The sequence below is a fragment of the Amycolatopsis sp. NPDC051903 genome (genome assembly GCF_044452505.1).
Taxonomy (GTDB): Bacteria; Actinomycetota; Actinomycetes; order Mycobacteriales; family Pseudonocardiaceae; genus Amycolatopsis.
Genome location: NZ_JBITBT010000004.1, coordinates 1 through 16,377, shown reverse-complemented (window position 1 = coordinate 16,377; position 16,377 = coordinate 1). Strand labels below are relative to the sequence as shown.

Genomic DNA, 16,377 nt, shown 5'->3' with positions numbered 1-16,377 from the left:
GGACCGTCAGCAGCTGACGAGGGGAGTGCGGAATGAGCGAGGAAGCCACGGCCACGGCACAGGAGTTGTTCGACGCGATCGGCGCGGGTTACGACGAGGCGTTCGGCCGGCCGCCCGTGGTGGTCGCCGCGGTGCGCGACCTGCTCGCCACACTCCCGCCGGAGTCTCGGGTGCTCGACATCGGCAGCGGCACCGGCCGTCCGGTCGCCGCGGACCTGACCGCGGCCGGGCACCACGTGACGGGGCTCGACGTGTCGGGCGAGATGATCCGCATCGCGCGCGAACAGGTGCCCGCGGCCGAATTCCGCCACGTCGACGTGCGGGAGTGGGAGTCGGCTCCGGCGAGCTGGGACGCCGTGTGCGCGTTCTTCTCGTTCCTCCAGCTGAGCCGGGCGGAGACCGGGACCGTGCTCGGCAAGATCGCCCGCTGGCTCAAGCCGGGCGGGCAGCTCGCGCTCATCACGGTGCCCGCCGACATCGAGGACGTGCCGCTCGACTTCCTCGGCCACGCCGTGCGGCTCACGAGCTTCACCCCCGACGACCTCGAACGCCGGGTCCGGGCCGCCGGGTTCGAGGTGACCGGCACGCGGTCCGAGATCTTCGAGCCCGGCAAACCCGGCGCCGAGGCGGAGGAGCACCTCCTCATCACCGCGCGCAAACCCTGATCACTCGCCGGAGAAGCGCTGCTCCAGCTCCTGCACCTCGGGCAGGCCGATGAGCGTCGTGAACTCCTCGAACGTCGGCACGCCCGCCAGCGCGGCCGCCGGGGTCCCGTCGCGCCGCACGACCTCCAGCAGCGACCGGATGCCCGCCGTCGCGGCCAGCAGGGTGCCGATCGGGTAGAGCACGAGCGAGAAACCCAGCTCCGCCATGCGCTCCAGCGGCAGCGGCGGCGTGCGGCCGCCCTCGGCCCAGTTGAACACCAGCGGCGCGACGCCGCGCAGCTCCGTGGCGACGCGCTCGATGCTCTCCTCGCTCGTGGGCGCCTCGACGAACAGCACGTCCGCGCCGGCGTCCGCGTAGGCCTTCGCGCGGCCGATGGCGTCGTCCAGCCCGTGCACGGCCGCGGCGTCGGTGCGGGCGATCAGCACGAAGTCCGGGTCCCGGCGCGCGGCGGCGGCCGCGGCGATCTTGCCGACCATTTCCTCGCGCGAGATCACCGCCTTGCCCGACATGTGGCCGCACTTCTTCGGCATCACCTGGTCTTCGAGGTGGATCGCCGCGACGCCGGCCTGCTCGTACGCGCGCACCGTGCGCACGACGTTGATCGCGTTGCCGTAGCCGGTGTCGGCGTCGGCGATCACGGGCACGTCGACGGCCGAGACGATCCGGGTCGCGTTGTCGATCATCTCCGCGCCGGACAGCAGGCCCACGTCCGGCCGCCCGATGAGCGACGCGGTGGTCCCGAAGCCGGTCATGTACACGACGTCGAAACCGGCCTGCTCCACCAGCCGGGCCGAAAGCGCGTCGTACGCCCCGGGTGCGACCAGCGGCGCACCGGCCGTCAGCAGCTCCCGCAGCCGCTTGCGCGGGGTTCCGGCGGCACCGAGCAGATTTCCCACGGAATTCCTCCTTGTATACATCTAGAGCGAAACTACGCTCGAAACCTTGCGGGCGACAAGACTCCGGCCTAGATTGCACACAATCTGCGAGACGGAGTGACTGGTGACACAAACAGCGACCTCAACCACGCGTGCGGTGGACGCCTTGCGCGAGCTGATCCTGCGGGGTGAGTTCCCGGCCGGTTCGCGGCTCGGCGAGGTCGAGCTGGCCGCCCGGCTCGGCGTGAGCCGGACCCCGGTGCGCGAGGCGCTGACCCGCCTCGCCGCCGAAGGACTCGTGGAGCTCGTCCCCAACCGCGGTGCCCGCGTGAGCCAGTGGAGCGTCGAAGAGCTGGAAGGGATCTTCGACCTGCGCACGCAGCTGGAACCCCAGCTCACCGCGCTCGCCGCCCCGAACGCGAGCGACGCGGACCTCGCGGCGCTCGACGAGCTTGCCGCGCGCATGGTCGAGGTCGGTCACCCCGGACCGGGGCAGGACCTCGACGCGCTGGTGCCCCTCAACCGCGAGTTCCACGCCAAACTCGCCGAGCTCGCCCAGCACCCCGCGCTCGCCGGGGCGCTCGCGACCGCCGTCCACGCGCCGGTCGTGCTGCGCAACTTCCACACCTACGACGAACAGTCCCTGCGGCGCAGCCTCGCGCACCACGTCGAGATCGTCGCCGCCCTGCGCGCCGGCGACCCCGAGTGGGCGCGGGCCGTGATGACCGCCCACATCCGCAACGCGCGCGCGGTCATGGTCCGCGCAGCTGAAGATCAGGAGAACCCGTGACTCATCTCCTCAGCTACACCATCACCGCGGCCACCACGTCCTCCCAACAGCAACCACAGCGCGAGATCGGCTCCCAGGCGATCTCGCACGCCTCGGGGGAGCCGAGGCCAAATTACCGGCTCGGTGTCGACGTCGGCGGCACCTTCACCGACGTGCTGCTGGTCGAGGAGAGCACCGGGGCGACCTGGCGGGCGAAGACCCCGTCGACCCCCGCCGACCAGTCCGTCGGGGTCCGCAACGGCATCTCCAAGGTGTGCGCCGACGCGGGGATCGCGCTGAGCGAGGTGGCGCAGGTGCTGCACGGCACCACGGTCGCCACCAACGCGATCCTCGAGGGCAAGGGCGCCCGCGTGGGGCTCGTGACCACGCGCGGGTTCCGCCAGGTCCTGCAGATCGCGCGCTCCTACGTGCCGGGCGGGCTCGCCGGCTGGATCATCTGGCCGAAGCCGGAACCGCTGGCCGCGCTGGAGAACACGGTCGAGGTCGACGAGCGGATCGCCAGCGACGGCGCCGTGATCCGCGAGCTCGACGAGGCCGACGTCCGCGCCCAGCTGGAGAAGCTGCGCGGGCGCGACATCCAGGCGCTCGCCGTGTCGCTGATCAACTCCTTCGCCGACCCGGCGCACGAACGCCGCGTCGCCGCGCTCGCCGCCGAAGTGCTGCCCGGCGTGCCCGTGTCGCTCTCGTCCGACGTGCTGCCCGAGCTGCGCGAGTACGAGCGCACGGTCACCACCGTCGCCAACGGGTACGTGCAGCCGCAGGTGAAGAAGTACGTGGAGACGCTGGCGAGCGAACTGTCCGCCGGCGGCGTGCAGGGCGACCTCGCGATCCTGCGCAGCGACGGCGGTCTGTCGGCAGCCGACGCGGCGGCGGCGGCGCCCGTCACGATGTTGCTGTCCGGCCCGGCCGGCGGCGTGACGGGCGCGGTGTGGGTCGCCGAGCAGTGCGGCCACCGCGACCTGATCACGTTCGACATGGGCGGCACGTCCACCGACGTCGCCCTGGTGCAGGACCTCAGCCCGCGCATCGGCCGGGAGACGCAGGTCGGTGACCTCACCGTGCGGGCGTCCAGTGTGGACGTTCGCACGGTCGGCGCCGGCGGCGGCTCGATCGGCCACGTGCCGGAGCTGACGAAGGCGCTGCGCGTCGGCCCGCAGTCGGCCGGTGCCGACCCCGGGCCCGCCGCGTACGGCAAGGGCGGCACCGAACCCACGGTGACCGACGCCAACGTCGTGCTCGGTTACCTGCCGGCCCAGCTCGCCGGCGGCGAGATCACGCTCGACGTCGAAGCCGCCCGCGCAGCGGTCGGTAAGGTGGCCGACGCGATGGGCCTGCCCAGCGTCGAGGCGGCCGCCGCGGGGATCATCGACATCGTCAACGAGAACATGCTCGGCGGCCTGCGGCTCGTCTCCGTGCAGCAGGGTTTCGACCCGCGCGACTTCGCCCTCGTGGCGTTCGGCGGCGCGGGTCCCTTGCACGCCAACGCCCTCGGGAAGCTCACCGGCGCGTGGCCGGTGATCGTGCCGCCGTCGCCGGGGGTGCTGTGCGCGCTGGGGGACGCGACCACGAGCCTGCGCGACGTCGCGGCCCGCACCGTGCTGCGCCGCTTCGCGGACCTGACCGGCACCGAGCTGGCCCAGATCCTGCGCGAGCTGGGGGACGAAGCCGGCGGCCGGCTCGCCGGGCAGGGGCTCGACCGCGCCGACCAGACGCTGGGCTTCCAGGTCGACGTGCGCTACCACGGTCAGGGCTTCGAGATCCCGGTCGAGGTCGACGTGGCCTCTCTCGACACGCCCGAAACCGCGCTGGACCTCATCGCCAAGCAGTTCGACGGCGAACACGACCGGCTGTTCTCGTTCCTGCTCGGCGTGGACCACGAGCTGGTCAACGCGCGCGCCACGGTCACCGGCCCGCGCCCGTCGGTGGCGCCGGTGACGCTGCCCGAGGGCACCGGCGACCCCGCCGCCGCGCTCGTCGACACGCACCCGATCCACGTTTCCGGCACCCAGCTCGACGCGAAGGTGTACGACCGCGCGAAACTGCTGGCGGGCGACGTCGTCGCCGGCCCCGCGATCGTGACCGAAATGGACTCCACGACCCTCGTGCTGCCCGAGCACGCCGCCACCGTGCACGCGTCCGGCAGCCTCCTGATCACCCCGCTGGAGGGCTGAACCTTGGCACGCATCATCGAGACCGCGACCGGCGCCGTCGAAAAGTCCGAAGTGGACCCGGTCACCCTCGACCTGATCGAGAACGGCCTGCGCAACGCCCGTTACGAGATGGACGAGGTGCTGTTCCGCACCGCGCTCTCGCCCGGCATCCGCGAGCAGCACGACGAATTCCCCCTCATCGGCGACCCGAGCGGCAAGATGGTCGTGGGCCAGTTCGGCCTGTCCATCCCGGACTTCCTCGAGGGCTTCGACGGCACCATCGAAGAGGGCGACGTGCTCATGACGTCGGACCCGTACGCGTGCGGCGCGGCGATCAGCCACGCCAACGACTGGCTGCTCGTCATGCCGATCTACCACGAAGGCCGGCTGGTCGGCTGGGCGTCGATGTTCGGGCACATGTCCGACGTCGGCGGCAAAACGCCGTGCTCCATGCCCACCGACGCGCGCACGATCTACGAGGAGGGTGTGGTCGTCCCGCCGTTCAAGCTCTACCGCAAGGGCGAGCTCAACGAGGACGCGCTGCGGATCATCCTCAACCAGGTGCGCATGCCCGACTGGAACCGCGCGGACCTCAACGGCCTCGTCGCCGCGTGCCGCACGGCGTCGCGGCGCGTGGTCGAGATGTGCACGCGGTTCGGCACGGCGACGTACCTGTCCGCTTTGGACGCTCTGCTGCAGCGCAACTACGACGCGATGAAGATCCTGCTGCAGACGGTGTTCGAAGACGGCAAGACGATCAGCTTCACCGACTACATCTGCGACGACGGCGTCGGCTTCGGCCCGTACGAGCTGAAGCTGTCGCTCACCCGCCACGGCGAGAAGGTGCACCTGGACTTCACCGGCAGCTCGCCGCAGGCCGCGGGCCCGGTCAACTACTACATCAACGAGAACCTGACCCGGATGTTCTTCGGGATCTACATGATCACCGTCGCCGACCCGCAGATCCTCTGGAACGACGGGTTCTACCCGCTGGTCGACGTGACCATCCCGGACGGTTCGTACTGGAAGCCCAAGCACCCGGCCTCCCTCAACGGCCGCAACCACGGCATCGGGCGCGTGTTCGACCTGTTCGGCGGGCTGCTGGGCCAGACGAACCCGGCGCTGCTCAACGCCGCGGGCTTCTCGTCCAGCCCGCACTTCATGTATTCCGGGAACTACTCCTCGGGCGAGCGCAAGGGCGAATGGTTCCAGCTCTACTCGATCGGCTTCGGCGGCATCCCCGGCCGGCCGCTCGGCGACGGGCCCGACGGGCACTCGCTGTGGCCGAGCTTCGTCAACATCCCGTGCGAGTACCTCGAGTCCTACTACCCGCTGCGCATCGAGCGCTGGGAGACCGTCGCCGACACCGGCGGCGCCGGTCTGCACCGCGGCGGCAACGGCGTGGACGTGACCTACGTGTTCTCCGAACCCTGCACGATCGCCATCCACGACGACCGCTGGCTCACCTACCCGTGGGGCGTCAATGGCGGTGCGCCCGGCGCCCGCGGCACGAAGTGGCTCGAACGCGCCGACGGCACCAAGGAGGTGCTGCCGAGCAAGTGCCACGACGTGCCGGTGCACCCGGGCGACGTGCTGCACTTCGTCACGTGGGGTGGCGGCGGCTGGGGCGACCCGCTCGAACGCGATCCGGCGCTGGTGGGCCTGGAAGTGGCTCGCGGACTGGTCACCGTGGACGGTGCGCGCGGCTACGGCGTGGTCGTCGCCGAAGACGGCACGGTGGCCGAAGAGGCCACGAAAACCCTGCGCGACCAAATGCGCGCGTCCCGGCCGGCCGAACTGCCGGTGTTCGACATGGGCCCGCCGATCGAAGAGCTCCTCGCCCACTGCGAGGCCGAAACCGGCCTGCCCGCACCGCAGCGGCCGGTCTGGTCGGCGTCGTGAGCGGGCCGCACGGGTCCGCGTTCTCCGGCCGGCTCGGCTGGGGCGCGCGGCCCGCGCTGCTCGTGATCGACCTCGTGCGCGCTTACACCGAACCGGGCGGCCCGTTCGAACTGCCTTCGCCGCAGCCGGCGATCGAGGCCACCCGCCGGCTGCTCGAAGCCGCCCGCACGCACGGCCACCCGGTCGTGTGGACCTCGGTGGTCTTCACCCGCGGGCTCGCCGACGGCGGCCTGTTCGTGCGCAAGGTGCCGGCGCTGGCGGCGTTCGAGGAAGGTGCCGAGGGCGGCTGGGGCGAGATCGGGCCGCTCAAGCCCGGACCCGGTGAGGTCGTGGTGGCGAAGCAGTACGCGTCGGCGTTCTTCGGCACCTCGCTGGCGTCCACTTTGGTCACGTCCGGAGTGGACACTCTCGTGGTGACGGGGGTGTCGACGTCCGGCTGCGTGCGCGCGTCGGCGATGGACGCGCTCAACCACGGGATCCGGCCGAAGGTCGTGCGGCAGGCTTGCGCCGACCGCGCGGAAGCCGTGCACGAGAACAACCTGGTCGACCTCGACGCGAAGTACGCCGACGTGGTCGACGTCGAGGAAGCGCTGGCGCACCTGGTTTCCTGAAGCGTTTCCTGAAGCGTTTCCTGAAGCGGGCCGCGTGAAAAGCCCGGCTGCCGTGAAAATTCAGGCCCACGTGAGGAGGCCTCCCAGCCGGTTCGGGATTCCGGCGGGAGGCCTCCTCGGTGGGCGGTCGGCTACTGCGGTGGTTGCTGCTCGTCGTCGCCGCTGAAGTGGTCCTTCACCTTGTCCGCGCCCTTGTCGATCTGCTCGCCGTACTTGCCGCCGGTCTTCTCGTCGGCGACGTCGGCGGCCTTGTCGACACCCTGGTCGACCTTGTCCGGGTGCTGGCCCGCGAACTCCTGCAGCTTCTCCTTGGCCTTGTCGAACATGCTCATCTCGCGCTCCCTTCCGTCGTGCCGAATCCCGGGGTGGACGTTGCGAGGAGTACCCAGCGCTTCACCGGGTCAGCCTCATTGTCCCCTCATCGGGTGAGACGGGAGCGGAGGAAGGTTTCAGCTGAAGCGGCCGGCCCCGTCGAGGTAGGACACCTTCTCCACCGTGATCCCGCCGTCGAGCAGCTCGTCGGCCCGCGCGACCAGCCCGCGCAGCGCTTCGTTGCCACTGTGGACCTTCAGCGCGTCCGCGTCCGCGAACATCTCGTAGAACACGAACTCGTCCTCGCGGCGGTTGAGCAGGTAGAGCACCGTGCCCTCTTCCTGCCGCGCGGCGTCGACGAGCCCGCGCAGGACCCGCTCCAGTTCCGCCTCTTTGCCCGCTTTCGGGCGAATGTAGGCGATCTGAGCCACTGTCATTCGGTGACCTCCAAGAGGACTGTCGTTCCCGTCGGGCCCAACCTATCGGCTCAGGGCGCGATCCGGTTGTGATGCTGGAAGGGCCACTGCGCGACGGGCCGCGCCAGCAGGTCCTCCGGCGGGTCGGGCAGGCGCGGGGGAGTGGTCGCGCTCCAGCGCGCGATCACGACGACCCGGTCCTGCCCGCCGAGGTACACGTCGGCTGCGGCGAGGTCCGGTGTGGCTGCGAGGGCCGGGACCGCGGTGGCCTCGACCCAGGCGAGCAGATCCTGCTGGCGGCCGGGGGCGGCGCGGACTTCCCACATCAGTGTGTCGCTCATGCGCGCGACTCTAGTGGGGGCACGGCGGGGACCTCGTCGGCCGAGGTGATGTCCGCGAGGGTGAGGCGGAACGCGTCGGGGTAGGTGGCGCGGTCGGTGCGGCGCTTCGGCTCCGTGGTGCGCCAGGTGTAGCGGCAGCGCGCGCACTGCAGCACGTGCCACACGCCCGGCACGGGCGAGTCGGCGAGGTTCGTGACCTCGGGGTGGTCGCAGCGGGGGCAGGACACGGGACGGGCTCCTTCCGGGCGGGTCATCGGGCGGCCAGCACGCGCAGTTTGTCCAGCCACGCCGCGGTTTCCGGCAGGTCGCGCACGGGCTGGCTGAAGTGGCCGCGGTCGTCGGGCGCGACGGGGGTGGTGGCGTCGATGATCATCTTGTGGCTGATGCCCGCGGGCTGGGCCGACGGGTCGAGCGCGACCACGGGCAGGTTCGGCAGGATCAGCACGTCGCCGGCGGCGTTGACCTTCGTGGACATCGCCCACATGACCTGCGGCAGGTCGAACGGGTCGACGTCTTCGTCCACGAGGATCACGGTCTTCACGTAGCCGAGCCCGTGGGGTGTGGTCATCGCGCGCATGCCGACGGCCTTGGCGAACCCGCCGTAGCGGCGTTCCGTCGAAACGATCGCGAGCAAGCCGTGGGTGTACATGGCGTTCACGGCCTGCACCTCGGGGAAATCGGCCTTGAGCTGCTGGTGGATCGGCACGCACGTGTTGGCGGCCATCAGGTAGTCGATCTCGGTCCACGGCATGCCGAGGTAGAGCGATTCGAACACCGGGTGCGTGCGGTGGGAGATCCGGTCGATCCGGATCACGGGCATGCTGCGGCCGCCGGAGTAGTGGCCGGTGAACTCGCCGAACGGGCCCTCCAGCTCGCGCCGCCTGCCGACGATCACGCCTTCCAGCACCACTTCCGCACCCCACGGCACGTCGAGGCCGGTCAGCGGCGCGGCGGTGACGGGACACGGCGCGCCGCGCAGCGCACCCGCCAGCTCGTACTCGTTCTCGTCGTAGGCCAGTGGCGTGGCGGCCACGATCGGGATCACCGGGTCGTTGCCCAGTGCGATCGCCACGGGCAGGTCCTCGCCGGTGCGCTCGGCTTTCGCCAGCTGCAGCGCGAGGTCGTGCACCGGCACGGGCTGGATGCCCAGCTCCGCCCGGCCCTTCACCTGCAGGCGGTAGACGCCGACGTTCTGCTTGCCCGAATTCTCCGGGTCCTCCGGATCGCGCGAGACGACGGCGGCCTTGTCCAGGTAGAAGCCGCCGTCGCCGTCGTTGAGGCGGAACAGGGGCAGCACGGAGAACAGGTCGACGTCGTCACCCTGCAGAACGTTCTCGGCCCACGGCGGATCGGCACGCCGCTCGACGGGGACCGGGAACGACTCCCAGCGCCGGATGAACTCGGCGACCTGGTCCTTCACACCGGTGCCGGCGGGCAGGCCGAGCGCGAGCGCGTGGTTGGCCCACGAACCGTGCACGTTGAGCGCGATGCGGGCGTCGGTGAACCCGGCGATGTCGTCGAAGTACAGCGCGGGAGCGGCGGCGCCGAGCTTGGTCACGGCGTTGGCGGCCGCGGCCAGGTCCGGCTCGGGCGCGACCTGCTCGGTCACCCGCAGGAGCTGGCCCTGTTCGTCGAGCGCGGTCAGGAACGACCTGAGGTCGTCGTGGGGCATGGGTCCTCCTGGGTGTCCGGCGGGGGTTCCGGCCGGCCGAACCGGTCGAGCCCGTCGTCGAGCCTCCGTCGACTAGTTCGTATACGAACCGTTCGTCTTCATACTAACATCGGGATCATGACGAGCCGGATGGACCAGTCCGTGTTCCACGCCATGCGGCGGGCGATGCAGGAGCACGGCGCCCGCTGGCAGGCGAAGCTGCCCGGGCTCACGAAACCGCAGTACGCCGTGCTGATCGCGATCTCCGAGACGCCCGGGCTGGACCAGGCGTCGGCGGGGCAGCGGGCCGCGACGGACAAGGCCACGCTCGCGAACCTGTTGCTGCGCTTGGAAGAGCGCGGCCTGATCGAGCGGACCGTGGGCACCGACCGGCGGCGCCGCGAGCTGCGGCTCACCCCGGCCGGGGAGGAGCTGCTCGCGTCGGCGATCCCCGTGGTCGAGGGCGTGAACGAATCGATGCTCGCGCCGCTCGACGCCGGCGAGCGCGAGCACCTCGTGGCGCTGCTCACCAAACTGGCCGTCTGAGTCCCGGTAGGGTCCGGGGATCGGGCACCGGAAGACGCCGAGGAGGGCACGTGGCGGGACCGCTGAGCGGGCTGAAGGTCGTGGAGCTGGCCGGGATCGGTCCCGGGCCCCACGCGTGCATGGTGCTCGCCGACCTGGGCGCGGACGTCGTGCGCGTCGAGCGGCCGTCGGGTTCGCTGGACCTGTCCGGCGGCAAGCCGGACCCGCTGCTGCGCGGCCGCCGATCCGTCGCGGCCGACCTGAAAACGCCCGAGGGGCGCGACCTCGTGCTGCGGTTGGCCGGCAAGGCCGACGTGCTGGTGGAGGGCCTGCGACCGGGCGTCACCGAGCGGCTCGGCGTCGGCCCGGCCGACTGTCACGCGCGCAACCCGCGGCTGGTGTACGGCCGCATGACCGGCTGGGGCCAGGACGGTCCGCTGGCGCAGCGGGCCGGGCACGACATCAACTACATCGGGCTCGTCGGCGTGCTGAACGCGATCGGGCGCCCGGGTGAGCGGCCGGTGCCGCCGCTCAACCTCGTCGGCGACTTCGGCGGCGGCTCGATGTTCCTGCTCACCGGCATCCTCTCCGCGCTGTGGGAACGGGAACGCACCGGGCAGGGCCAGGTCGTCGACGCCGCGATGGTCGACGGCACGAGCGTGCTCGCGCAGATGCTGTGGTCGCTGCGCGGCCTCGGCCAGTGGTCCGACGACCGCGGCGTGAACCTGCTCGACGGTGGCGCGCCGTGTTACGACACCTACGTGTGCGCGGACGGCAAGTTCGTCGCCGTCGGCGCGCTGGAACCGCAGTTCTACGCGGCGCTGCTCGCCGGGCTGGGCCTCGACGCGGCGGAATTGCCGCCGCAGATGGACAAGGCGGGGTGGCCGACGATGCGGACCGCGTTCACCAAGAAGTTCCTCTCGCGCACCCGCGACGAGTGGGCCGCGGTGTTCGCCGGCGTCGACGCCTGCGTCACCCCCGTGCTCGAACCGGACGAGGTCGCCGCGCACCCGCACATCGCGGCGCGCGCCGGCCTGGTCGAGCTCGACGGCGTGGTGCAGCCCGCGCCGGCGCCGCGCTTCTCGCGCACCGTGCCGGACCTGCCGTCGTCGCCGCCGAAACCGGGCGCGGACACCGACGCCGTGATCGCGGACTGGGGCGTCTGACTCAGGCCGGGGACGGTGCGCGCTCGGCCACCGGGGCCAGCGCCGCGCGCCGCGGGGCGAGCAGCAGCACGGAAACCGCGATCAGCGCGCCGCACGCGCCGACGAACACGAACACCGGTGTGTAGCCGAGCGTCAGGTAGATCTGCCCGACCACGAGCGGGCCGAACGCGTTGAGCAGCCGGCCCGCGCCGTAGCAGAGCCCGGTGGCCGTCGCGCGGATCTCGACGGGGAACAGCCGCGGCGTGTAGGAGTACATGAGCGCCACGAGCGCCTGGTTCAGCGCGGCCACGAGGAAACCGAACACCACGATGGCAGCGGGCGCGAACGTCAGTCCATACGCGACACCCGAAGCGGCGAACAGCAGGCTGAGCACCGTGATCGGGCCGCGCATGCCGAAGCGATCCGCGACGGGCCACGCGAGCAGCGCGCCGGGCACCGCGCCCAGCGTCGTCAGCGCCGTGTAGCCGACGCTGTGGGTGAGCGTGAACCCGTGGTCGTGCAACAGGGCCGGCGCGAACGACGCGAAGCCGTAGTAGCTGATCGTGAGCAAGACCCACACGGTCATCAGCAGCACCGTGCGCCGGCCGAGCGGTCCGAAGAACAGCAGCCGGACGCGCAACCGCGGCGGCACCGGCACCGGCGCCACGACGACCACGGGCGGCAGCGGGCGCCCGACCCGAGTTTCGATCGCGGCGACGGCGTCGGCGGCTTCGGCCGCGCGCCCGTGCGCGAGCAGCCACGCCGGTGATTCCGGCAGCCATCGCGTGATCACCAGCGACACCAGGCCCAGCGCGCCGAGCACGAAGATCAGCCGCCAGCCCTGCGGGCCGAGCCCGATCACCACCCGGGCGGAGAACGCCATCGCCGGGATGCCCAGCAGCCCGGCGGCGAGCGTGCACGCCTGCAGCCGGCCGCGCTGGTTCGCCGGCACGAGCTCGGCGAGGTGGGTGACGGCGACGACGGTCATCGCGCCCAGGCCGCACCCGGTCAGGAACCGTGCCGCGGTCAGCGTGGCCGCGTCGGGCGCGGCCGCGTTGGCCAGGGAGAACACCGAGAACCACACCACCGACGCGCGCAGTCCCCGGCGGCGCCCGAACCGTTCGGCGAGCCGTCCGCCGAGCGCGGCCCCGGTGAACATGCCGAGGAACCCGGCCGCGGTGACGACCGAGATGGCGCGGAAACCGATCCGCAGCGCCTGGTGCACGGCGGGTGCGGCGTAGGCGAAGGAGTTGATGTCGGCCAGCTCGAACGCGAAGCAGAGCGCGAGCGTCCCCGCCACCTGCCACTGGTAGCGCGACCACGGGAGGCGGTCGAGCCTGGCCTGGAGCGTCACGTCAGTCCCCTTCGGACAGCAGGGCGTAGAGCCCGCGCCTTCCTTCGAGCGGCTGCTCGGCCGAGGTGAACCCGCTGCGGCTCAGCAGCACGGCTTCCACGGCGTTGGCCGCCGCCTTGCCGACCTGCAGCGGGCCCAGCGGGGTTTCGGCCGCGGCGGACAGCCCGGCGGCCTGGGTGGCGCAGAGGCCGACGGCGTGGCGCAGCGGACCGGCGCTCAGCCCGGCGGCGCACCCGGCCGCCGCGACGGCGCCGAGCGCGCCCGCCGTCGCTTCCTGGCACCCAGCCCGACAGCACGTGCCGGGGGCCGAGGGCGGCCGCCACGCGGGCGGCCACTCCGTAGCCGATCGCGATGGCCCGCACCTCGCGGCCCGCATCGCCTTCGCTCAGGGCGACGGCGGCCGCGTACACGGCCACCCACATCGGCTGACCGGCAGCGCAGGCCGCCGCGGTGCCTTCGCACCACGCGGTTCGCGCCGGGTCGCCGTCGTCACCGGGCAGTCGCCGCACGGCGAGCGCGGCGGTGCTGGCGCGGCCCAGTGCGACGGCGCGGTGGAAGCGCGTCAGCTCGCCGGCGGCGTGGTCCGGCGCGCCGGCCGGTGGCGGTGTGAGAACGGCGGCGACGAGGTCTTCGGTCGTGATCATGCTTCAGAGGTGGGGCACCGCCCCGCCGAGGGTGGTGGCGGGGCGGTGCCGGGTCGTGCCGGTGGCCGGTGCGGTCACCAATCGGCTTGCGGACGGGCCGGACGCGGCAGCTCCGGGGATGCCGGGCGGGTCGCGCCGGCGACGACGCCCGCGGGCGGGGTGGCTTCGGCCCCGATGGCGCACGCGAACGCGGCCAGGGCCCGGTCTTCGACAGCGGAGTGGACTGCGGCGGGGCTCACCAGTCGGCTCCGAACGCGGGGAAAGCGGTAGTGGACTTCACGGTACGGACTCCTTCGGCTCGATCGATCTTCGCGGGGACGAGCGGGGGAGATGGTGGGGTGGCCGCGACCCGAGAGCTCGCGCGGTTCGCGGTCACCGGTCGGCCCCCTCGGCCGGCCGGGTCGCCGCGAGGAGCGCCCGGGGATCGGGTGCCGCGGCCAGGTCCCGCACGGCGGCCGACAGCCGACGCGGCGCCCCGGGACCGAGAACGGGGACGACGAGGTCGCGCACCTTCGCGCCCAGTTCGTCGTCGGTGAGCGGGCGGGCCAGGCTGCCGCGCGCGTGGGCCACGTGCTCGCGCAACCGCCCGCCACCGGCGAGGGAGACCGTCACGGTCGCCTCGTCGCGCGCGCAGCCCGGCACCGGGCAGAGGCTGATCAGGTCGCGCAGCCGGACCACGTCGGGGTCCACAGCGCGAGCGTCACCGAATTCGGGGATGCCGGCGCGGCCGCCGAGCAGGCCGACGGCCACCGCGTGGCGGGCGCTGAACTTCGCCTGCAGCCCGTCGTTCGACTGGTGGCGACCCATCAGCTCCGGCACGAGCGGGTGGCAGCGCACCTCGACGCCGGTGATCGCGGCCGGGTCCGTGAGCCGGGGCGCGAGCGCCACGGCCGCGTCGATCGCCGGGTGCGCGACGATCCCGCACGGGTACGGCTTGACCGTGTTGTCTTCGAGCTCCCAGCGGCCCTCGCGCACGAACGCGTTGCTGTCCACGGTGTCGGCGAACACGGGCAGCACGCCTTCGTCGCCGAGCGGGTCGGCGAACCCCGGCACTCCTTCGGCCGCCAGCCGGGCCGCGAGCACGCCGTTGGCGGCGGCCTTGCCGGCGTGGAACGGCTTGGTCGCGCTGCCGAAACCCTCGCGGTGGCCGAGCACCATCGTCGACGCGCACGCCAGCGCGTGGGCCAGCTCGGGCGCGGAGAACCCCATGAGCACCCCCGCGGCCACGGCCGCGCCGAACACGCCGCAGGTGCCGGTGATGTGCCAGCCGCGGTCGTAGTGGCTCGGGGAGATCGCCGCGCCGATCCGCAGCTGCACCTCGCAGCCGAGCGCGAACGCGGCGAGCAGGCGCGCGCCCGGCGCGTTCCGTTCGGGCGCCAGCGCCAGCACCGCGCCCAGCGTCGCGGCACCGGGGTGGATCACGGTGGCCAGGTGCGTGTCGTCGAAGTCGTCGTGGTGCGCGGCCGTGCCGGCGATGATCGCGCCCCAGTGGGAGTCCACGGTGTCCACCCGGCCCGGCACCACGACCACGCCGGTGCCCCCGCTCGTGCGGGCCGTCGTCAGGAGCGCCTCGACCACGGGCGTGCGGGCCGCGCCGATCGCCGTGCCGAGCACGGTGAGCAGGCTCCGCCGGGCCGCGTGCGCCACCTCGTCGGGCAACGGCGCCACGGCGGCGTCGAGCACCCACGTGCAGAACTCGGAAGTCCTGGTCCGGGCGGTGGTGGCGACCATGATCGAAAAGCGTAGGGAGGTCTACGGTGGGGAACAACGCCAACGCGCGGCGGGATCATTGCACACGGCGCAACGATCGAGACATGAGCCGGCCGCGCTCGCGCGCGAGGTTCGCCAGCGCCTGCACGCTCTCGGCCACGGTCGAGCTGCGGTGCCAGGCGAGGAAGATCGTGCGGCCGGAGAACGACGGATCGTCGATCTTGATCCGCGTGATCCGCGGGTGCTGGTGGTCGTTCATGCCCTCGGGCACCACCGACACGCCGATCCCCGCGCCCACCATGGACTCGACCACGAACAAATCGTTGCCCTCCACCGCGATCCGCGGCACGAACCCGGCCCGCGCGCACGCGTTGACCATGTGCGTGCGGCTGCTCGAGCCCGGCTCCATCGCCACGAACGGCCGGTCCCGCACCTCCCGCAGCGACACCCGTTCCCGGTTCGCCAGTGGGTCGCCGACCGGCACGGCCAGCAGCAGGGACTCGGTGAACAACGGCTCGACGACGAGGTCGGTTTCCGTCGGGGCCACCGAGGAGAAGCCGACGTCGGCGTCGCCGCGCAGCAGCATCTCCACGACCCCGGTGGCCGGACCCTGGCTGCAGCGGAGCCGGAGTTCGGGGCGCTCCTCGAGGAGATCGGCGAGGACGCGGGGGACGAACCCCAGGCCCAGGGAATAGGTGTGGGCGATCCGGAGCAGGCGCTGCGGCTCGCCGGCGTCGGCGAGGGCCGCACCGACGGCGTCGGAACGGGCCCGCAGCACGGCGTGGGCTTCGCGGACGAGGACATGGCCGGCGGGGAGCATGCGGACGCGGCGGCCGTCCTGTTCGACCAGCCGGATTTCCAGTTTTCGTTCGAGGGCCCGGATTCCCCGCTGGACGGTCGCGACGCTGACCCCGAGCTCGGCGGCCGTGTGCCCGAAGTGCTCGGTGTCCGCGAAGCTCAGCAGGAGCTCGAGGTCGGCGAAGGTGACCTTCCCGGCGCGTGCGTCGTCCACGTGGTGATTATCCGCTTTGTGGCGGAGGTGGAGGGGGTGTGGTGGGGGATGGGGGTGGAAAGTACTTGAGTGGGTGTATTTGCGGCTCGTCGCGCTGGGGCGTTGGGGCTGGGGGATCGGTGAGGTGGCGGTTGGGTCGCGGGCGGCTCGTCGCGCCTGGGGGCGCGACGTTGCGCTGGGGACTCGTCCTGCACCCCGAAGCCGATGATGGTAACGACGGTCTGGATCACCTTGTCAAGGCTGGAAAGCGTGCCTTGACAAGGTGATCCAGAC

18 protein-coding genes are annotated in these 16,377 nt (G+C 72.2%); 7 read left to right on the top strand and 11 right to left on the bottom strand.

Annotated features, from left to right (window positions below; translation table 11 throughout):
• Positions 1–32: 32 nt before the first annotated feature.
• Positions 33–665, top strand: a complete 633-nt coding sequence (locus ACIA77_RS11120) for a class I SAM-dependent DNA methyltransferase (RefSeq protein WP_395885673.1) — start codon at positions 33–35, stop codon at positions 663–665.
• On the opposite strand, the gene ACIA77_RS11115 is transcribed toward ACIA77_RS11120, so the two are convergent.
• Positions 666–1,562, bottom strand: a complete 897-nt coding sequence (locus tag ACIA77_RS11115) for an oxaloacetate decarboxylase (RefSeq protein WP_395885672.1) — start codon at positions 1,560–1,562, stop codon at positions 666–668.
• A gap of 103 nt (positions 1,563–1,665) precedes the next feature.
• On the opposite strand from ACIA77_RS11115, the gene ACIA77_RS11110 reads away from it, so the two are divergent.
• From ACIA77_RS11110 to ACIA77_RS11095, 4 genes are read left to right on the top strand one after another with little or no spacing between them, the layout of a single operon-like run.
• Positions 1,666–2,331 (top strand): GntR family transcriptional regulator, encoded by a 666-nt coding sequence (locus tag ACIA77_RS11110; RefSeq protein WP_395885671.1) that lies wholly within the window; start codon positions 1,666–1,668, stop codon positions 2,329–2,331.
• Positions 2,328–4,502 (top strand): hydantoinase/oxoprolinase family protein, encoded by a 2,175-nt coding sequence (locus ACIA77_RS11105; RefSeq protein ID WP_395885670.1) that lies wholly within the window; start codon positions 2,328–2,330, stop codon positions 4,500–4,502. The genes ACIA77_RS11110 and ACIA77_RS11105 overlap by 4 nt, the downstream gene beginning before the upstream one ends.
• 3 nt (positions 4,503–4,505) lie before the next feature.
• Entirely contained in the window at positions 4,506–6,383 is a 1,878-nt protein-coding gene (locus ACIA77_RS11100) for a hydantoinase B/oxoprolinase family protein (RefSeq protein ID WP_395885669.1), read from the top strand.
• Complete coding sequence (locus tag ACIA77_RS11095) at positions 6,380–6,994, top strand: isochorismatase family protein (protein ID WP_395885668.1); 615 nt, start codon at positions 6,380–6,382, stop codon at positions 6,992–6,994. Before ACIA77_RS11100 ends, ACIA77_RS11095 begins: the two co-directional genes overlap by 4 nt.
• Before the next feature lie 131 nt (positions 6,995–7,125).
• Here ACIA77_RS11095 and ACIA77_RS11090 read toward each other — a convergent pair whose 3' ends face one another.
• From ACIA77_RS11090 to ACIA77_RS11070, 5 genes are all read right to left on the bottom strand, one after another.
• Complete coding sequence (locus tag ACIA77_RS11090; RefSeq protein ID WP_395885667.1) at positions 7,126–7,326, bottom strand: antitoxin; 201 nt, start codon at positions 7,324–7,326, stop codon at positions 7,126–7,128.
• A gap of 117 nt (positions 7,327–7,443) precedes the next feature.
• Positions 7,444–7,743, bottom strand: a complete 300-nt coding sequence (locus ACIA77_RS11085; RefSeq protein WP_395885666.1) for a putative quinol monooxygenase — start codon at positions 7,741–7,743, stop codon at positions 7,444–7,446.
• Between the two features lie 50 nt (positions 7,744–7,793).
• Complete coding sequence (locus tag ACIA77_RS11080) at positions 7,794–8,063, bottom strand: hypothetical protein (protein ID WP_395885665.1); 270 nt, start codon at positions 8,061–8,063, stop codon at positions 7,794–7,796.
• On the bottom strand, positions 8,060–8,290 hold the full coding sequence (locus tag ACIA77_RS11075; protein WP_395885664.1) for a non-oxidative hydroxyarylic acid decarboxylases subunit D: 231 nt from the start codon (positions 8,288–8,290) through the stop codon (positions 8,060–8,062). Before ACIA77_RS11075 ends, ACIA77_RS11080 begins: the two co-directional genes overlap by 4 nt.
• A gap of 23 nt (positions 8,291–8,313) precedes the next feature.
• Positions 8,314–9,735 carry a non-oxidative hydroxyarylic acid decarboxylases subunit C gene (locus ACIA77_RS11070; RefSeq protein ID WP_395885663.1) on the bottom strand — a complete coding sequence of 474 codons (1,422 nt, stop codon included), beginning with the start codon at positions 9,733–9,735 and terminating at the stop codon, positions 8,314–8,316.
• A 117-nt stretch (positions 9,736–9,852) separates the two neighbouring features.
• On the opposite strand from ACIA77_RS11070, the gene ACIA77_RS11065 reads away from it, so the two are divergent.
• Together ACIA77_RS11065 and ACIA77_RS11060 are read left to right on the top strand one after the other, a co-directional pair.
• Positions 9,853–10,260 carry a MarR family winged helix-turn-helix transcriptional regulator gene (locus tag ACIA77_RS11065; protein WP_395885662.1) on the top strand — a complete coding sequence of 136 codons (408 nt, stop codon included), beginning with the start codon at positions 9,853–9,855 and terminating at the stop codon, positions 10,258–10,260.
• A gap of 50 nt (positions 10,261–10,310) precedes the next feature.
• Positions 10,311–11,405 carry a CaiB/BaiF CoA transferase family protein gene (locus ACIA77_RS11060; RefSeq protein ID WP_395885661.1) on the top strand — a complete coding sequence of 365 codons (1,095 nt, stop codon included), beginning with the start codon at positions 10,311–10,313 and terminating at the stop codon, positions 11,403–11,405.
• 1 nt (position 11,406) lies between these two features.
• On the opposite strand, the gene ACIA77_RS11055 is transcribed toward ACIA77_RS11060, so the two are convergent.
• The 5 genes from ACIA77_RS11055 to ACIA77_RS11035 all read right to left on the bottom strand — a co-directional run bounded on the left by ACIA77_RS11055 (position 11,407) and on the right by ACIA77_RS11035 (position 16,104).
• Positions 11,407–12,738: an MFS transporter gene (locus tag ACIA77_RS11055; protein ID WP_395885660.1), complete on the bottom strand. Its 1,332-nt coding sequence runs from the start codon at positions 12,736–12,738 to the stop codon at positions 11,407–11,409.
• 1 nt (position 12,739) lies between these two features.
• On the bottom strand, positions 12,740–13,114 hold the full coding sequence (locus ACIA77_RS11050) for an MmgE/PrpD family protein (protein ID WP_395885659.1): 375 nt from the start codon (positions 13,112–13,114) through the stop codon (positions 12,740–12,742).
• Positions 13,115–13,456: 342 nt separating this feature from the next.
• Positions 13,457–13,621, bottom strand: a complete 165-nt coding sequence (locus ACIA77_RS11045; RefSeq protein WP_395885658.1) for a hypothetical protein — start codon at positions 13,619–13,621, stop codon at positions 13,457–13,459.
• Positions 13,622–13,754: 133 nt separating this feature from the next.
• Complete coding sequence (locus ACIA77_RS11040) at positions 13,755–15,113, bottom strand: MmgE/PrpD family protein (RefSeq protein ID WP_395885657.1); 1,359 nt, start codon at positions 15,111–15,113, stop codon at positions 13,755–13,757.
• Positions 15,114–15,168: 55 nt separating this feature from the next.
• Positions 15,169–16,104 carry a LysR family transcriptional regulator gene (locus ACIA77_RS11035; RefSeq protein ID WP_395885656.1) on the bottom strand — a complete coding sequence of 312 codons (936 nt, stop codon included), beginning with the start codon at positions 16,102–16,104 and terminating at the stop codon, positions 15,169–15,171.
• Positions 16,105–16,377 lie beyond the last annotated feature (273 nt).